12 protein-coding genes, 1 tRNA gene and 1 pseudogene are annotated in these 16,226 nt (G+C 69.3%); 6 read left to right on the top strand and 8 right to left on the bottom strand.

The genetic code is table 11. The features are described 5' to 3' along the window. Positions 1-17: 17 nt before the first annotated feature. A complete protein-coding gene (acs, locus tag ACFE7H_RS01320; RefSeq protein WP_375399385.1) occupies positions 18-1,997 on the bottom strand; it encodes an acetate--CoA ligase in 1,980 nt (659 codons plus the stop codon). A gap of 249 nt (positions 1,998-2,246) precedes the next feature. Here acs and ACFE7H_RS01315 point away from each other — a divergent pair, with 249 nt between their 5' ends. Then, complete coding sequence (locus ACFE7H_RS01315; protein ID WP_375399384.1) at positions 2,247-5,711, top strand: error-prone DNA polymerase; 3,465 nt, start codon at positions 2,247-2,249, stop codon at positions 5,709-5,711. Between the two features lie 416 nt (positions 5,712-6,127). Here ACFE7H_RS01315 and ACFE7H_RS01310 read toward each other — a convergent pair whose 3' ends face one another. Continuing rightward, the gene (locus ACFE7H_RS01310; RefSeq protein WP_375399383.1) at positions 6,128-6,769 is read right to left on the bottom strand and encodes an MBL fold metallo-hydrolase; all 642 of its coding nucleotides are present in this window, start codon (positions 6,767-6,769) and stop codon (positions 6,128-6,130) included. A 198-nt stretch (positions 6,770-6,967) separates the two neighbouring features. Here ACFE7H_RS01310 and ACFE7H_RS01305 point away from each other — a divergent pair, with 198 nt between their 5' ends. Both ACFE7H_RS01305 and ACFE7H_RS01300 read left to right on the top strand, forming a co-directional pair. Further along, positions 6,968-7,264: a DUF2277 domain-containing protein gene (locus ACFE7H_RS01305; protein WP_375399382.1), complete on the top strand. Its 297-nt coding sequence runs from the start codon at positions 6,968-6,970 to the stop codon at positions 7,262-7,264. Between the two features lie 451 nt (positions 7,265-7,715). Continuing rightward, the gene (locus ACFE7H_RS01300; RefSeq protein WP_375399381.1) at positions 7,716-8,207 is read left to right on the top strand and encodes a hypothetical protein; all 492 of its coding nucleotides are present in this window, start codon (positions 7,716-7,718) and stop codon (positions 8,205-8,207) included. 50 nt (positions 8,208-8,257) lie between these two features. Here ACFE7H_RS01300 and ACFE7H_RS01295 read toward each other — a convergent pair whose 3' ends face one another. After that, positions 8,258-9,703: an MDR family MFS transporter gene (locus ACFE7H_RS01295; protein ID WP_375399380.1), complete on the bottom strand. Its 1,446-nt coding sequence runs from the start codon at positions 9,701-9,703 to the stop codon at positions 8,258-8,260. A gap of 131 nt (positions 9,704-9,834) precedes the next feature. On the opposite strand from ACFE7H_RS01295, the pseudogene ACFE7H_RS01290 reads away from it, so the two are divergent. Both ACFE7H_RS01290 and ACFE7H_RS01285 read left to right on the top strand, forming a co-directional pair. Next, positions 9,835-9,957: pseudogene (locus tag ACFE7H_RS01290) on the top strand (AsnC family protein); the annotation flags it as partial. A 24-nt stretch (positions 9,958-9,981) separates the two neighbouring features. Continuing rightward, positions 9,982-10,845 (top strand): Lrp/AsnC family transcriptional regulator, encoded by an 864-nt coding sequence (locus ACFE7H_RS01285; protein WP_375399687.1) that lies wholly within the window; start codon positions 9,982-9,984, stop codon positions 10,843-10,845. A 55-nt stretch (positions 10,846-10,900) separates the two neighbouring features. Here the strand turns inward: ACFE7H_RS01285 and ACFE7H_RS01280 are convergent, their stop codons facing one another. The 3 genes from ACFE7H_RS01280 to gltX form a co-directional block, all read right to left on the bottom strand. Beyond that, positions 10,901-11,905 carry an SDR family oxidoreductase gene (locus ACFE7H_RS01280; protein WP_375399379.1) on the bottom strand — a complete coding sequence of 335 codons (1,005 nt, stop codon included), beginning with the start codon at positions 11,903-11,905 and terminating at the stop codon, positions 10,901-10,903. 303 nt (positions 11,906-12,208) lie between these two features. After that, positions 12,209-12,280: transfer RNA gene (locus ACFE7H_RS01275), tRNA-Gln, on the bottom strand. Between the two features lie 110 nt (positions 12,281-12,390). Continuing rightward, positions 12,391-13,899: a glutamate--tRNA ligase gene (gltX, locus tag ACFE7H_RS01270; protein WP_375399378.1), complete on the bottom strand. Its 1,509-nt coding sequence runs from the start codon at positions 13,897-13,899 to the stop codon at positions 12,391-12,393. 99 nt (positions 13,900-13,998) lie between these two features. Here gltX and ACFE7H_RS01265 point away from each other — a divergent pair, with 99 nt between their 5' ends. Further along, the gene (locus ACFE7H_RS01265; protein WP_375399377.1) at positions 13,999-14,253 is read left to right on the top strand and encodes a hypothetical protein; all 255 of its coding nucleotides are present in this window, start codon (positions 13,999-14,001) and stop codon (positions 14,251-14,253) included. 6 nt (positions 14,254-14,259) lie between these two features. Here the strand turns inward: ACFE7H_RS01265 and ACFE7H_RS01260 are convergent, their stop codons facing one another. Beyond that, entirely contained in the window at positions 14,260-15,270 is a 1,011-nt protein-coding gene (locus tag ACFE7H_RS01260) for a YeiH family protein (RefSeq protein WP_375399376.1), read from the bottom strand. A gap of 12 nt (positions 15,271-15,282) precedes the next feature. Beyond that, positions 15,283-16,044: a fumarylacetoacetate hydrolase family protein gene (locus ACFE7H_RS01255; RefSeq protein ID WP_375399375.1), complete on the bottom strand. Its 762-nt coding sequence runs from the start codon at positions 16,042-16,044 to the stop codon at positions 15,283-15,285. Between the last annotated feature and the right edge of the window lie 182 nt (positions 16,045-16,226).

Below are 16,226 nucleotides of genomic sequence, written 5' to 3'. Positions count from 1 at the left end.
AGCTCACCCGGCCCCGCTCAGTCCTCCGGAGCCGCCGCCGCCATCCCCGCGCTGATGGTCGCCATCACGCTGGAGTCGGCGAGCGTCGTCACGTCGCCGACGGGCCGGTGCTCGGCCACGTCGCGCAGCAGGCGTCGCATGATCTTGCCCGACCGGGTCTTCGGCAACTCGGCGACGACCATGATCTGCCGCGGACGGGCGATCTTGCCGATCTGCGTCGCCACGAATTCGCGCAGCTCGCTCGCCACCTCGGGCCCTCCGTCGCCGGCCTCTGCCCGCAGGATCACGAACGCGACCACGGCCTGACCGGTCATCTCGTCGGACGCGCCGACGACCGCCGCCTCGGCCACCTTGGGATTGGCGACGAGCGCGGACTCGATCTCGGTCGTCGACAGGCGGTGACCGGAGACGTTCATCACGTCGTCCACGCGCCCGAGCAGCCACAGGTCGCCGTCGTCGTCCTTCTTGGCCCCGTCGCCGGCGAAGTACTTGCCGGGGAACCGCGACCAGTAGGTGTCGACGTACCGGTCGTCGTCGCCCCAGATGGTGCGCAGCATCGACGGCCACGGCTCGGTGACCACCAGGTAGCCGCCCGCGCCGTCCGGCACGCCGACTCCGGCATCGTCCACCACATCCACCGCGATCCCGGGGAGCGCGCGCATCGCGGCGCCGGGCTTGCCGGCGGTCACCCCGGGCAGGGGGCTGACCATCATCGACCCGGTCTCGGTCTGCCACCACGTGTCGACCACCGGGGTGCGGTCGCCGCCGATGTGGTGGCGATACCAGACGTACGCCTCGGGATTGATCGGCTCCCCCACCGAACCGATGACCCGCAGAGACGACAGGTCGTACTGCGCCGGCACCTCCGCCCCCCACTTCATGAAGGTGCGGATGACGGTCGGCGCGCAGTAGAGGATCGTGACACCGTACCTCTGCACGATCTCCCACCAGCGTCCGCGGTGCGGCGTCTCGGGGGTGCCCTCGTAGATCACCGAGGTGGAGGCGTTCGCGAGCGGTCCGTAGACGATGTAGCTGTGGCCGGTCACCCACGCCACGTCGGCGGCGGTCCAGTAGACGTCGGTCTCGGGCTTCAGGTCGAAGACCTCGTACTGCGTCCACGCGACGCCCGTCAGGTAACCGCCGGAGGTGTGCAGGATCCCCTTCGGCTTGCCCGTGGTGCCGGAGGTGTACATCACGTAGAGGGGGTGCTCGGCATCGAAGAGCTCGGCCTGGTGGGTGGTCGGCGCCTGACCGACCGTGTCGTGCCACCAGCGGTCGCGGCCCTCCGTCCACTCGATCGGCTGCCCGGTGCGGCGGACGACCAGCACGGCGGTCACGTCCGGGCACTGCTGCAGCGCCTCGTCGACTGCGGGCTTCAGCGCGCTGGGAGCGCCGCGGCGGTAACCGCCGTCGGCGGTGATCACGACGTGGGCGTCGCAGTCCAGGATGCGGGTTGCCAGCGACTCCGCGGCGAAGCCGCCGAAGACGACGGTGTGCGGCGCACCCAGGCGCGCGCACGCGAGCATCGCGACGACGGCCTCCGGGATCATCGGCAGGTAGATGGCGACGCGGTCGCCGGCGCGCACGCCCAGGTCGGTCAGCGCGTTGGCCGCCTGGCAGACCTGCTCGGTCAGGTCGCGATAGGTGATGGTGCGGGTGTCGCCCGGCTCGCCCTCGAAGTGGAACGCCACCCGGTCGCCGAGGCCCGCCGCCACGTGCCGGTCCAGGCAGTTGACGGCCACGTTCAGGCGACCGCCGACGAACCACTTCGCGAACGGCGGGGTGGACCAGTCGAGCGCGGTCGTCCACCGCTCGCCCCAGGTCAGGCGGTCGGCGGCCCGCTCCCAGAAGGCGACCCGGTCGGTGTCGGCGTCCGCGTATGCGCTCTCGGTGACGTTGGCCTGCGCGACGAACTCCGGCGACGGCGGAAAGCGACGGTCCTCGTGGGCGAGATTCTCGAGGGTTTCGGTCGAGGGTTCCGAAGCGGTTTCGGGCATGATTCGTCCTTCCTGCTCGCGCGTCGGTGCGCTCTACCTGGGTGAAAGCGTAACGGCGCCGCCGTCGGGCGCTCCCGACACCGGTTGCTGCCCGATCTCGCGCACGCCGCCGCACGAGTGTGTACAGCGGCCGGACTGCGGTGCAGGCCGCAGCGCGGATGCAGGCCCCCGACTGGACGGACGGTGACCGAGATCCGGGCGGCTGCGTGCGGAGTTGCGGAAATCGAACACGAGTTCGATACTATGCGTATGGGGTACAGCAACCCGCCGATCCCGTGGTCGGAGTTCGAGCGCCGGCTCAGCGATTCGCGGCGCCCGGGCGGCCCGCCGGCCGGTGCGGACGGCGGCGACTCCCCCGCCTGGTCATTGAAGCGACACCCCTATCGGCCCGTCACGCCTCCCCCCGAGCACGACCCGCAGGCGGTGCCCTACGCCGAACTGCACGCCCACTCGAACTTCAGCTTCCTCGACGGCGCCTCGGGGCCGGAGGAGATGCTGGAGGAGGCGAGCCGGCTCGGCCTGCACGCGCTCGCCCTCACCGACCACGACGGCTTCTACGGCTCCGTGCGCATGGCGGAGGCGGCGGAGCAGCATCCCGTGCACACGATCTTCGGCGCCGAGCTGTCGCTGGGCCTCGGAGCGCCGCAGCAGGGCGTGCCGGACCCGGAGGGCTCTCACCTGCTGCTGCTCGCCCGCGGCGCGGCCGGCTACCACGCCATGTCCGGCGTGATCACGGAGGCGCAGTTGTACTGCGCCGACCCGACGAACACAGTGGCAGGGTCGACCGCCGACAGGCGGTCGAGACAGCTCGCCGCGGAGGCGGAGAAGGGGCGACCCGAGTACGACGAGGCGATGATCGCCGATCGCCTCGCCGGGAAGGTGATCGCCCTCACCGGCTGCCGCAAGGGGCGGGTGCGGCAGGCGCTCGTCACCCCCGCAGGGCTCGACGCCGGTGCGGCGGGCCGCGAGCTCGACCGCCTGGTCGAGGTATTCGGCCGCGACGGAGTCGTGGTCGAGCTGTTCGACACCGGCGGACCGCTCGACGGCTCCGCCAACGACGCCCTGTCCGCGCTCGCGCAGGCCCGACGTCTCCGCACGGTCGCCACGTCGAACGCACACGCCGCCTCTCCCGAGCGCCGCCGACTCGCCACCGCGCTGGCCGCCGTGCGGGCCCGACGCAGCCTCGACGAGATGGACGGCTGGCTGCCCGCCGCCGTCAGCCACCTCCGCAGCGGCGCCGAGCAGAAGACGCGGTTCATCCGCTACCCGGGCGCGGTCGAGACGACGGTCGAGGTCGCCGACGAGACCCGCTTCGTGCTCCGCAGCCTGAAGCCCGGCCTGCCGAAGCTGCCCGTGCCGGAGGGCCACACGCCGATGACATGGCTGCGGCAGCTCGTGCACGACGCCGTCCCGACGAAGTACCCGAGGGCTACCCCGGCGGACCTGGCCCGCATCGAGCGGGAACTCGCGGTGATCGAGGAGAAGGACTTCCCCGGCTACTTCCTGATCGTGCACGGGATCGTCGACTTCGCCAAGTCGCGCGGGATCCTCTGCCAGGGCCGCGGCAGCGCGGCGAACTCCGCGGTCTGCTACCTGCTCAGCATCACGGCGGTCGACTCCATCTACTACGACCTGCCGTTCGAGCGCTTCCTCTCCTCCCTCCGCGACGAGGAGCCCGACATCGACGTCGATTTCGACTCCGATCGGCGGGAGGAGGTGATCCAGCACGTCTACGCGACCTATGGTCGGCGGAACGCGGCGCAGGTCGCGAACGTGATCACCTACCGGCCGAAGAACGCGGTGCGCGACATGGCCAAAGCACTCGGCGCCTCCACCGGGCAGCAGGACGCGTGGAGCCGGCAGGTGGAGCGCTGGGGCGCGGTCACCTCCTCCGACGACCACGACATCCCCGCGCCGGTCGTCGAGTTGGCGGAGCAGGTGCTGAAGGCGCCGCGGCACCTCGGCATCCACTCCGGCGGCATGGTGCTCACCGACCGCCCGGTGGGCGAGGTGGTGCCGATCGAGCACGCCCGCATGCAGGGGCGCACGGTGCTGCAGTGGGACAAGGACGACTGCGCCTACATGGGGCTCGTGAAGTTCGACCTGCTCGGCCTCGGCATGCTCGCGGCGCTGCAGTACGCGTTCGACCTGGCCGCGCAGCACATCGGCGAGCGCTGGACGATCGAGACGATCCCGAAGGAGGAGCAGGGCGTCTACGACCAGCTGTGCCGCGCCGACTCGATCGGGGTGTTCCAGGTCGAGTCGCGGGCGCAGATGGGCACGCTGCCTCGCCTGCAGCCGCGCAGGTTCTACGACCTCGCCATCGAGGTCGCCCTGATCCGCCCCGGACCGATCCAGGGCGGCGCCGTCCACCCGTACGTGCGGCGGCGAACCGGCGACGAGCCGGTCACCTACCTCCATCCGCTGCTCGAGCCGGTGCTGAAGCGCACGCTGGGGGTGCCGATCTTTCAGGAGCAGCTGATGCAGGTGGCGATGGCGGTCGGTGGCTGCACCGGCGAGGACGCGGACCTGCTGCGCCGCGCGATGGGGTCGAAGCGCGGGATCGAGAAGATCGAGTCACTCAAGGACAAGCTGTACGCCGGAATGGCCGGCAACGGGATCACCGGTGACTCGGCCGATGAGATCTACTCGAAGATCCAGGCGTTCGCGAACTTCGGCTTCGCGGAGAGCCACTCCCTGTCGTTCGCCCTGCTCGTGTACGCCTCCGCATGGATGCGGCTGCACTACCCGGGCGTGTTCCTCGCGTCGCTGCTGCGGGCGCAGCCGATGGGCTTCTACTCCCCCGCCTCCCTCACCGCGGACGCCCGCCGGCACGGTGTGGTCGTGCGGCGGCCGGACATCAACCGGTCCCTCGCCGAGGCGGGGATGGAGCGGATCGACGGTGCCGTTCAGGAGGGAACGGCCGCCTGCCTCGGCGAGCAGCCGCCGGTCGGCGCATTCGACCCTGCGGCGCCGGTGGAGAACGCCCTGCATCGGCGCGACGCGCAGCACGCGGTGCGACTGGGACTGGCGGCGATCAACGGCATCGGCGCGACGCTCGCGCAGCGGATCGTCTTCGAGCGGACCGAGCACGGCGACTACCGGGACCTGCGCGACCTCGCCCGCCGGATCGGGCTGACGAGCGCGCAGCTCGAGTCGCTCGCGACCGCCGGTGCATTCGAGGGGTTCGGGATGAGCGTCCGGGAGGCGCTATGGGCCGCCGGATCCGCGGCGGAGGAGCGGCCGGACACCCTGCCGCACACCTCGATCGTCGTGCAGCCGCCGCTGCTGCCCGAGACGACGGGCATGGACCGGGTCGCCGCCGACCTGTGGGCGACCGGGATCTCCCCCGACGACCACCCCGTCGCGCACGTGCGGGCGGACCTCGCGAAGCGCGGGGTGCTCACCGGCGCGGCGCTGAAGCGTGCGGAGTCGGGCCGCCGGGTGGAGATCGGCGGGGTCGTCACCCACCGGCAGCGGCCCGCGACCGCCTCCGGGATCACGTTCCTGAACATCGAGGACGAGACCGGGATGATCAACGTGATCGCCTCGGTCGGGGTGTGGCAGCGCTACCGGCGGGTCGCCCGCGAGGCACCCGCGATGATCGTGCGCGGCATCCTGGAACGCTCTCCCGAGGGCGTGATCAACATCGTCGCCGACCGCTTCGAACGCCTCCCGATCGGCGCCCGCCACACCTCCCGCGACTTCCGCTGAGTTCACTCACCGCGCTCCGCGGGCCGATCGAAGGCCGTGCTGCTTCGCAGCGCTCACGGGAACCGCGCAGGCCGAGCTCTCGCAGTTCTTTCACCGTGGTCAGGTCACGCGACGCTGCAGGTCGAGACCGCTCACAGGCGAACCGTCGCGGCCAGCGTCGGGAAGCGGTCCTCCTAAAGACGCCGAACCCGTGCCGGCAACGCCAGTTGCGGCTAGATCGCCTCAAGGCGATCGCGGTTCATGATCGCGGCCTGGTCAGCGATACCGCCCTGAACGACGACTCTGACCGCGACTGGGAACCGCCCTAACCGGTCATGCATCACGTACCGAGCACGTACCAGCCCTGACCGGACGGCGAGACTGTGGCCACACCTCGGTTCGGAAGACGGGAGGACGGACCCGCCGAGGGCGACACGTCAGGTGAACCGCGAAGCTCCCGGCACCGGGGGCCGCCATGGGTCGTGCGCGTGCGCGAGCCAGACCGACTCCGGGTTGAGCGCGCGCACCCGATGCTGCCCTTCGGTGCGCGGCTCGTCCAGGTCGCCGAAGAAGACTGCCGTGTCGCCTGCGATCACGACCGGACGCGCCTCCGTCTCGACGACGACGACCTGCGACCCGCGGGTGTGCCCGGGCGCTGGAAGGAGTCGGAGCCCGGGCAGCAGCTCGAGCTCGCCCTCGACCGGCACGTACTGCACGCCGCGCGCCCCGACCCACTCCCGGATCGTGTAATCGTCTTCACTGAGCGCGTCGTCGAGCTCCTGGCGCTGGACGTAGAGCGGCCGGCCCGCGAACAGGTGGTTGCCGCCGCAGTGATCGAAGTGCAGGTGGGTGTTGACGACCATGTCGATGCTGGCGAGGTCGATGGCCTGCTCGCTCAGCGGTGTGAGGCGGGGATCCATGTCCGCCACCGCGGGGTGCAGTTCAGTCATGCCGGTGTCGACCAGGATGCGCGCGTCGGGGTGGTCGATGACATGCACGTAGACCGGCATCCGCCCGCCCTCGACGAGCAACTCGGCCACGAGGATCGGGGCGATCGTTGTGCGGTCTCCCTGGGCCATCGCTGCTACTCGCACCCTTCCTGGTCGACCGAGTGAAGCGGATGGAGACACCGTAGACGTCCACCGGCGGGTCGGGAGAGTGAGGACTGGGCCTGATTCCTCCGTCCGACACGATCGTGTCCCACCGGTTCGGCGGCTCCGGCGGGTTGGGCGGCTCTGAGCCGGTGGTGCTCGACGACACGGCTTATCGTCGGAGGCATGTGCCGGAACATCCGCTGCCTTCACAACTTCGAACCGCCGACGACGGACGACGAAGTGCGGGAGGCCGCTCTCCAGTTCGTCCGCAAGGTGAGCGGGTCGACGCACCCGTCCCGCGCGAACACTCCCGCGTTCGAGCAGGCGATCGACGACATCGCGAATGCGACCCGGCGAATGCTCGACCAGCTGGTGACGGCCGCGCCGCCGAAAAGCCGGGACCTCGAAGCGATCAAGGGCCGCCAGCGTCATGAGAATCGCATGGAGCGCGAGGTCCGGATTCGCACGGCGTCGGCGTGAACCGGATCCGACGGTGAGAGAGCGGATACACACCGCGGACAGGGAGAAGCGACCTGGCGGTCCCGCTGCACGGCGCGGCCCAACGGTGATTGCGCCGACGGCCTCCGCACTACGGCCGCGTCGCTCCCGTGCGTTCGGCTTGTCCCTCGACTTCAGCGTCAGGTACAGCCGCATAGCCGCATGCGGATGTCCGCTCCCCGCCGCGCAGCAATCGGTCAACTGGCTGGCGGACGGGATCGGTCCGACTGTCGGACGAAAGCGATAGGAAGCGCTTTTGCTGACGGCTGTGAGCCGAGGAGTGTCTGCCTAGCCCGCGGACATGTCTTGCCCGAGGTAGCGGCGGATGGTGCCGCGTGCGCCGAAGGTTTCGACCATCTTCGGCACTCTCGGGGCATCGTCTTGCCCGCCGCGGCGGGTGGTCGAGCGTCCCTATGATCGTGGGGTGTCGTCCATGACCGCCTATCAGCCGGCCGAGTGGCACGACCTTTTCGGAGCTGTCCTTGGGGCGGCCGCGGCATTACTTGGTCTGATCTTCGTGGCGGTGTCGATCAACATCAAGCAGATCATCGCCGAGAAGCATCTGCCGTCCCTGGCTGGTCAGTCGATCACATTGCTGTTCTCGCTGATGCTCATCTGCATGGTGACACTGGCACCCGGGCAACCCAGGCTCTCGCTCGGTATCGAGCTTTCGATCATCGGCGTCGTCGTGACCGGGGTCATGCTGATCGTCGTCTTACGTCGTCACGGGGCCGAGTTCTTGATGAAGTGGACGATACAGAACCTTCTTCTGGCACTCGTGTCGACTGTGCCGCTTGTCATCGGGGGGATCTCGCTTGTGGTCGGAGCCGGCGGTGGTCTGTACTGGGTGCTGATCGAGCTCGTGTGCGCGTTCGCCATTTCAATTTATTACGCCTGGATTCTCCTTATCGAGATTCTTCGCTAGCCGATTCTCATATCTTTGCGGAACACCAAATCCCCGCCGGCCGACACTCGTTACGGAGTCTTCGCTGTGTCAGCGACCGCGGACCCGCTCACGGAGGCTCGTGATCGGGTAGGGATGGCGAGCGTCAGGGCGACAGCGACGGCGGTGAAGCCGATGGACCACCAGAACGCTTGATCGAATGCGGCGACGGATGAATCAGTGCGCCCGAGGTTGATGGCTTGAGGTCTGTCCAGGGTCACGGCGAGAATCGCGACCCCGAAGGAGCCGCCGATTTGGAGGGCGATCCGGGTGATGATGCTCGCGTGGGGAACCTCCGTGCGGTCGAGGCCCACGAACGCGGCGGCGAACAGTGAGGTTGTGACCGCACCGAACCCGAATCCGCGGACGAGGAGCACGCCAGCAAGAACCCATTCGTTGCTGGTGGAGGTAGCCAGGGCGAACGGGATCGTCGCGGCGCCCACGATCACGAAGCCGACGAAGCTGACCCACTTGGGGCCGATGCTGTCGGTCAGGCGTCCCGCGGCCGATCGGCTGAGCAGCGTTCCGATGCCCTGCGGGATCAGCAGCACACCGGCGGTGAAGGCGGTCGCGCCCCGCAGTTCTTGGAAGTAAAGAGGCAGCAACAGCATGGCCCCGAACAGCGCGCCACCCGAAAGGAACAGCAGCGCTGAGGAGGAGGTGACGGCGCGACGGGTGAACAGACGCACGTCGATGAGCGCGCGCTCACCAACCCGGCTGGCATGGAGGGCGAATCCGCCCAGCAGCACGATGCCGAGAATCGCTGGGACGAGGACGTCGGGTCGCGTGAAGCCGCCGGATCTGCTGGCGTTGCTGATTCCGTACAAGATGCCGACGATGCCCGGGGACAGAAGGGCGAACCCCAGGACGTCCAGTCGTGCACGAGCGAGCAGGGTGTCGGCCGGTAGAAGGATCCAGGCGAGGATGAAGCCGACCACGCAGAACGGGACGTTGACCCAGAACAGCCACCGCCAGTCGAGAAAGCTCAGGATGGTCCCGCCCAAAACCGGGCCGAGGATCGGTCCGAGGCTCGCCGGGAGACTCACGACCGACATCGCTCGGCCGAGCGCTTTGCCCCCGGCAGCTTGCATGACCAGGGTCGACATCAGCGGCGCCATCAGGCCACCGCCGATCCCCTGCACGACTCGGAAGGCGATCAGGCTCGGCGCGTTCCACGCCAAGCTGGACGCGATCGAGCCGGCCAGGAAGACGAGCAACGCGAACATCCACACCCGCTTGCCGCCGAACCGGCCCTGGGCCCACCCGACCAACGGAATCGTCACTCCCAACGCGAGGAGATACCCGGTGCTCACCCACTGGATCGCGGCCACCGCGGCATGCAGCTGTCCCGCGAGTGTGTGCAGCGCGACACTGACGATGGTGGTGTCGAAGATCGCGGCCAGACCGCCGACGATCACGACCGTCGCAACCCTTCGAACCTGCGGTTCGAGCCGATTACTCGGCGGTGACGAACTCACGCCGTCCTCCTTCCGCGCCGGGAGTCCAGCGTCCACGCAAGTCTCCGGAGAAGAACTAATCCGGCCCAGCAGATCATGGTGATTGCGCTAGATCCTCCACCAGCTGGCCTGAGACGCATTAATCTTCCAACGTGGACCGTATAGACCGGCAGATCGTGCACTGCCTGCAGCGGGACGGGCGGATCCCGTTCCGTCGAATCGGCGAGGTGGTGGGCGTTTCGGAGCAGACGGTGGCGCGCCGATACCGCGCACTGCGCGAAGCGGGGGCCCTCCGGGTGATGGTCCTTCCAGACGTCCGAGCCGTCGGCGGCCAGAGCTGGTTCGTGCGCATCCTCTGCCGCCCCGGCACGGCGGACACGATCGCCCGAAGCATCGCAGCGCGTCCCGACGTCTCCCGAGTCGGCCTGGCCTCGGGAGGCGCCGAGGTCCTCTGCGCGATCCAAACCACGACCGACAACGGCGGCACTGCCCTGCTTGAACGACTTCCTCGAGTCGCCCACATCCTCGGCTTCGACGCCTCTACCGTCATGCACACCTACACCGGTGCTGGCACCCAATGGCTGGCATTCGACGACCCGCTCACTCCTGCACAGGTCACCGCACTTTTCGAGGGCGCCTCGCCCAGGGGAGCCGCAACCGAAAGGACCACCCCAGCGCGACTTGTTCCGGAGGACGGGGCGCTGCTCACTCAGCTCGCTGCCGACGGTCGATCGAGTGTGACGGCTCTGGCCAAGGCCACCGGATGGCCCACGTCGCGCGTGGCAGGGCGCCTCACGGAACTCCTCACCACGGGCTCGGTCGCCACGGAGATCGACCTCACGCCGGAACAGTTCGGCTTCAACACCACTGCGTTCATTTGGCTCACCGTTCCGCCAGGGGCACTCGAGGCAACCGCGCAAGCGCTCTCGCGCCATGCCGAGACAGGCTTCGCCGCGGCGATGACCGGAAACGCCAACCTGATGCTCGCGGTCACCTGTCGCGACACCGACGCTCTCTACGACTACGTGACTATGAAAGTCGGAGCCCTCTCCGCGGTCGGACACGTCGAAGTGGTCCCCGTGCTGAGGCGAGTCAAACAGGGCGGAACCCTTGTCGAGAACGGTCGCCTCGAGCCGACCGGATCGAGGCGCTCGCAGGGTTGACATCACTCGGGAGCGGGTCGCTCCCCTGCTCGGCCTCGCTCAGTGCCTCCGCGCTTCAAGTGAAGTCGGCGGCGTGGTCGGCCGCCCAGACGTCGAATCCGATCGCGGGCCGTCCAAGCACGTCCTCAACCGTGGTTGTGGCGGGCGAGTTGCCGGCAGCAGCGTCGTCGAGGAACTGCAGCACTGCTTCCGCCTCCCCCGCCGGCATGAACCGAGTGAACTGCGCCAACGCCTGCTCTCGCCCGAGCTCCTCCACCGCGATGTCCCGGGCCGTAGCGGCGGCGATCGCGTTGACCTGCTCGCGCTGGGACATCCGCGCGGGGCCGGTCAGCAGTCCACTCGCCGCGACGCTTTCCGCGCCGGTCAGCACTGCGACCACGACCGCGGCGATGTCCTTCTCATGGATCGGCGCAGTGACTGCGTCCGGCTTGTACAGGGGAAGAACCGCCCCTGCCTTGATCGGGTACGACCAGCCCAGTGCGTTCGTGGCCAGCACAAGGGGTCGGACCGGCACCACTCTCAGGTCGGGCGCGGCAGAGAAGGCCTTCTCGACCTCGCGGTGCTCTTCGGTGATTGCGTTCCCTTTCGAGGAGGGGTGGATCACACTGCCAGAAGACATCAGCACGACCTGCTCGATGCCAGCAGCTCGAGCAGCGGCGATCACCCCGTCCACCCCCGGGTGGTTCGCATACAGAAAGACCTGGCCCACTCCGTCGAATGCCACGGTGAGGCTTGCGGGATCGCCGAGGTCGGCGGCGACCACCTCCACACCCATAGGAAATCGACCCGCCTGCGGCTTCCGCGACGACGCCCGCACAGCAACATCCCGAGCCAGCAACCCGTCGAGGACGTGCTTGCCGACGCTGCCACCAGCGCCCATGACGAGAGTGGGCTTGCGAGTGGGATCAGACATGAACAGCTCCAATGCGCGTACGAAGAACGCGCCACGGAAGCCATGCAGTACGAGGCGTTCCGACGCTTCACCTCGCACGACAAGCGTACGACTCCGCCGACATCGCGACAGGCACCCGAAGACGTCGGAGCTGAACGGCTCCACCACCCACCGCGCGGTCAGTTCACCTGCAGGGCTTATCGCGCCCCGGGGAGCGCGATCCTCGTCCCGGCCAGGACTCAAGGCCTGAACGAGGGGACCGACCTGGTTTCGGACTCATCGCCGGGGTCAGGGCGGGCGGCGTGTAGACCATCTGGTTCTGACCGATATCTGTCCCCGGCGGGACGCGGGATCCGACCGGCACCGCGTCGGCGGAGGGTCTGATCACCAAGCTGGTCGCCAGACTCGAATTGACCCACTCAGTGGGGCGGAAGGAAGCCGGAATTCCGCGAGAACTCAACGAAGTCAGTGCTGGGGTGCCTGGACTCGAACCAAGAACAACTGAACCAGAATCAGCCGTGTTGCCAATTACACCACACCCCATCGCGGCGCCCCGGGGTGGTGAACCTCAGGGCTGGTCCGCAGGTGGGCCCGTACGGGCCGACGCATCAGAGTAGTCCACCCGCGGGTGTCGTGCCTCCACGGCGTCGCGGTCAGGCCCGCGTGCGTGCGGCGAATGCCGTCAAGCGCGTCAGTGACTCCGCGCGGCCGAGCAGCGCCAGCGACTCGAAGAGCGGCGGGGAGACGCGGCGGCCCGAGGTCGCGACGCGCAGCGGGCCGAACGCGATCCGGGGCTTCAGTCCCAGGCCGTCGACGAGTGCGGCCTGGAGGGACGCCTGGATCGCCTCGGCGTGCCAGGCGTCCACGTGATTGAGGGCGTCGATGGCGGCCTGCAGCACCTCCGCGGCATTGGCGGGCAGCGCAGCAAGCGCCTCCGGCTCGAGGACCAGGTCCGCCGCCTCGACGAAGAACGAGCCGAGCAGGCCGGGCGCCTCCCCCAGCAGCCGCATCCGCTCCTGGACCAACGGGGTGAGTGCTAGCAGCAGTTCGTGCTGGGCAGCGCTCGGCCGCTCGGGCAGGAGTCCGGCCAGCTGCAGATACGGCAGCATCCGGGCCGCCAGGTCGCCGACATCGAGCAACCGGATGTGGTCGCCGTTGATCGCCTCGGCCTTCTTCAGGTCGAAGTGGGCGGGATTCGGATTGACCTGACCGATCTCGAAGGCCGCCGCCAGCTCGTCGCGGCCGAACACGTCGCGGTCGGGCGCCAGCGACCAGCCGAGCAGCGCCAGGTAGTTCAGCAGCCCCTCCGGAATGAAGCCGCGCTCGCGGTGCAGGAACAGGTTGGATTCCGGGTCGCGCTTGGACAGCTTCTTGGTGCCCTCGCCGAGCACGAGCGGCAGATGCCCGAACCGGGGAATCTCACGGGCCACGCCGATGTCGATGAGCGCCGCGTACAGGGCGATCTGGCGCGGAGTGGAGGAGAGCAGGTCTTCGCCGCGCAGCACATGAGTGATGCCCATCAGCGCGTCGTCGACGGGGTTGACCAGCGTGTACAGGGGCTGGCCGCCGGGCCGGACGAGCACGAAATCGGGGAAGGAGCCCGCCGCGAAGGTGATCGGGCCGCGCACCAGGTCGTCGAAGGAGAGGTCCTCGTCGGGCACGCGCAGGCGGAGCGCCGGCTGCCGGCCCTCGTCGCGGTAGCGCTGCCGGTCCGCGTCGGAGAGGTCGCGCTCCCAGTTGCCGTAGCCCTGCTGCACGGGCCGGCCCTCGCTGCGGTTGCGCGCTTCGATCTCGTCGGCGGTCAGGTAGCTCTCGTACAGCGCTCCGCCCGCGGTGAGCCGCTGGATGACGTCGGCGTAGATCTCGCCGCGCTGCGACTGCCGATAGGGGCCGTGGGGCCCGCCGATGCGCACGCCCTCGTCCCAGTCGAGCCCCAGCCAGGTGAGCGCATCCAGCAGCTGATCGAACGACTGCTCGGAGTCGCGGGCGGCGTCGGTGTCCTCGATGCGGAACACGAATGTGCCGCCGGCATGCCGCGCCATCGCCCAGTTGAACAAGGCGGTGCGCACGAGGCCGACATGCGGCGTGCCGGTGGGCGACGGACAGAACCGCACCCGGATGTCGCTGCCGCTCGCGGTCGTGACGGGATGGGCGCTCGGCATGGCCCCGAAAGTGTACCGATGAGCCTCCCCCCTCCCCCTCCGCCGGCCGGCGGCTGCGCTACTGGACGACGGTCGGCGGCGTAGCAGACTGCCGGCACCATGACTCCGGAGCGATTGGCAGCGGCGATGCTCGCCGAAACGATCGAGCAGCAGCAGTCGGTCAGGCGAGTGCGGTCGGATGAGGATGCTTCGGTCGTGCGGAAGACCGCGCGACAGCTCGCCCGCGAGCAGGGCGTGCGCATCCGCACCGCGCGGCTGGTCGACACGGTGGTGGTCGTCCGCGCGGACGCGGCAATCTGGACGGATGACACCGCGACGATGCGGATGAAACTCACGCCTTCGATGGGCGACTGAGCCGGGTCAGCGCGCGACCACGGCGTAGGCGACCACGCCGATCAGGCCCCACGCGGCGAGGCCGGCGACGGCCGTGCGGACGCCGGTGCTCGCCAGTTCCGCAAAGCGGATGCCGGCACCCAGGCCGAACAGGGCCATCCCGAGCAGGATCGTCTGCAGTACCTGCGCCGCGGACAGCACGCCCAGTGGGAGTGGCAGGAGGCTGCGCAGCGCGACCGCCAGGATGAACCCGGCGACGAACAGCGGGACGATCGGCGCGCGCCTCCCCTCCGCTCCGCCACGCAGGCGCAGCACCAGGCCGGTCACCGCGACGAGCGGAGCGAGCAGCAGTACCCGCAGCAGCTTGACGACGATCGCCACGGCGAGGGCGGCGCCGCCCGCCTGCTGCGCCGTCGCGACGACCTGGCCGACGTCGTGCACGCTCGCGCCGGTCCAACGGCCGAACTCGGTGGGGGTCATCCCGAACGCCGTGCCGAGCAGCGGCAGCACGACGATCGCGAGGGTGCCGCAGAGGGTGACCAGGGCTACGGGCCGCGACTGCTCGCGGGGGTCGCTCCGCGTCACGGCCGCCATCGCTCCGACGGCCGATGCGCCGCAGATGGCGAAGCCGGCCGCGAAGAGCAGGGGCTCGCGGCCCGGCAGGCGGGCGATGCGCCCGATCAGGTAGGTGCCGGCGAAGGCGACGACCGTCACGCCGATGACCGCGAGGATCGTGAGCCAGCCGAGGCGCAGCAGGTCGCCGACGACCAACTGCAGACCGAGCAGGACGACGCCCAGGCGCATGCAGCGCTTCGCCGCGGTGGCGATGCCGGGGCGGAGGAGTCCATCGAGCGCGCGGCGGGTACGTGGCACCTGCGCGGCGACGACGCCGAGCACCACGCAGACCGTCAGCTGCGGAACGGCCGGGATCGCCAGATGGACGAATAAGGCCACACCGACAGCGGCGAGCGCCACCGCCAGACCGGGCAGCTGCGCCTGGAGCGCCGCACCCCGGTCGGTCACACCCCGGTGCGCCATCCGTGTTGGCGCTCAGTCGCGAAGCCGCGCAGGGTTGACCAGCCGGCCGATGCCGCCGATCTGCACCTCCACGGTCTGACCCGCGACGAACTCGCCGAACCCGGCGGGCGAGCCGGTCAGGATCAGATCGCCGGGCAGCAGAGTGAACACGTTCGAGACGTACTCGACCAGGTCGGGGATGCCGAAGATCATGTCGCGGGTGTTGCCGGAGCGACGCACCTCGCGGTCGACCGTGGTGATGATGTCCACGCCGCGCGGGTCCAGCTCGGTCTCGATCACCGGCCCGACCGGGCAGAAGGTGTCATAGCCCTTGGCGCGGTCCGCCTGCCCGTCGGCCAGCAGTTCGTCGATCGCGGTCACGTCGGTGGCGATCGTGTAGCCGAAGATCACGGCCTCAGCGTCCTCCGCTCGCACCTTCTTGGCGACCGCGCCGATCACGATCGCCAACTCGCCCTCGTGCGCGACACGGCCCTGCATGGGCGGGATCCGGATGGGGTCGCCCGGACCGACCACGGTCGTGTTCGGCTTGATCGTGAACACGGGCCGGTCGCCGGGTTCGGCTTCTGGATCGTCGGGGTAATTCGCGGTGATGCAGACCACCTTGGAGCGCGGGATGACCGGCGCGAGCAGCTTCGCCTCGGCGATCGGCACGCGCTCCTCGGTGGTCTCGAAGCCGGAGAACATGGGGTCGCCGGTCAGCACGACCAGCTCGTCGTCGTCGATGATCCCGAATTGCGGGTCGCTGCCCCCGGAGGTGAACCGCGCGATCTTCACCTCCCAACCCTAGGCGGGGGTGCAGGCGGCCGCCCTGCCCTCAGATGCCTCCCTCCTCCCCTCCGACACCTGTGGCTCCCCAACTACGGAGAAACATGCACGACTACGGAGTATCCGGCCGCGAACTCGGCGTGTCGCCCGAGATCCCCGTAGTTGGGGGGTCTCCGTAGTTGAGGTGGGTC

Source organism: uncultured Amnibacterium sp. (assembly GCF_964250715.1).
Classification (GTDB): Bacteria; Actinomycetota; Actinomycetes; order Actinomycetales; family Microbacteriaceae; genus Amnibacterium.
This window is presented reverse-complemented; position numbering and strand designations above follow the sequence as displayed.

Bases quoted from the DNA above. Each gene is read 5' to 3' on its own strand.
- acs (WP_375399385.1), bottom strand. From the start codon at position 1,997: ATGCCCGAAACCGCTTCGGAACCCTCGACCGAAACCCTCGAGAATCTC.
- ACFE7H_RS01315 (WP_375399384.1), top strand. From the start codon at position 2,247: ATGGGGTACAGCAACCCGCCGATCCCGTGGTCGGAGTTCGAGCGCCGG.
- ACFE7H_RS01310 (WP_375399383.1), bottom strand. From the start codon at position 6,769: ATGGCCCAGGGAGACCGCACAACGATCGCCCCGATCCTCGTGGCCGAG.
- ACFE7H_RS01305 (WP_375399382.1), top strand. From the start codon at position 6,968: ATGTGCCGGAACATCCGCTGCCTTCACAACTTCGAACCGCCGACGACG.
- ACFE7H_RS01300 (WP_375399381.1), top strand. From the start codon at position 7,716: ATGACCGCCTATCAGCCGGCCGAGTGGCACGACCTTTTCGGAGCTGTC.
- ACFE7H_RS01285 (WP_375399687.1), top strand. From the start codon at position 9,982: ATGGTCCTTCCAGACGTCCGAGCCGTCGGCGGCCAGAGCTGGTTCGTG.
- gltX (WP_375399378.1), bottom strand. From the start codon at position 13,899: ATGCCGAGCGCCCATCCCGTCACGACCGCGAGCGGCAGCGACATCCGG.
- ACFE7H_RS01265 (WP_375399377.1), top strand. From the start codon at position 13,999: ATGACTCCGGAGCGATTGGCAGCGGCGATGCTCGCCGAAACGATCGAG.
- ACFE7H_RS01260 (WP_375399376.1), bottom strand. From the start codon at position 15,270: ATGGCGCACCGGGGTGTGACCGACCGGGGTGCGGCGCTCCAGGCGCAG.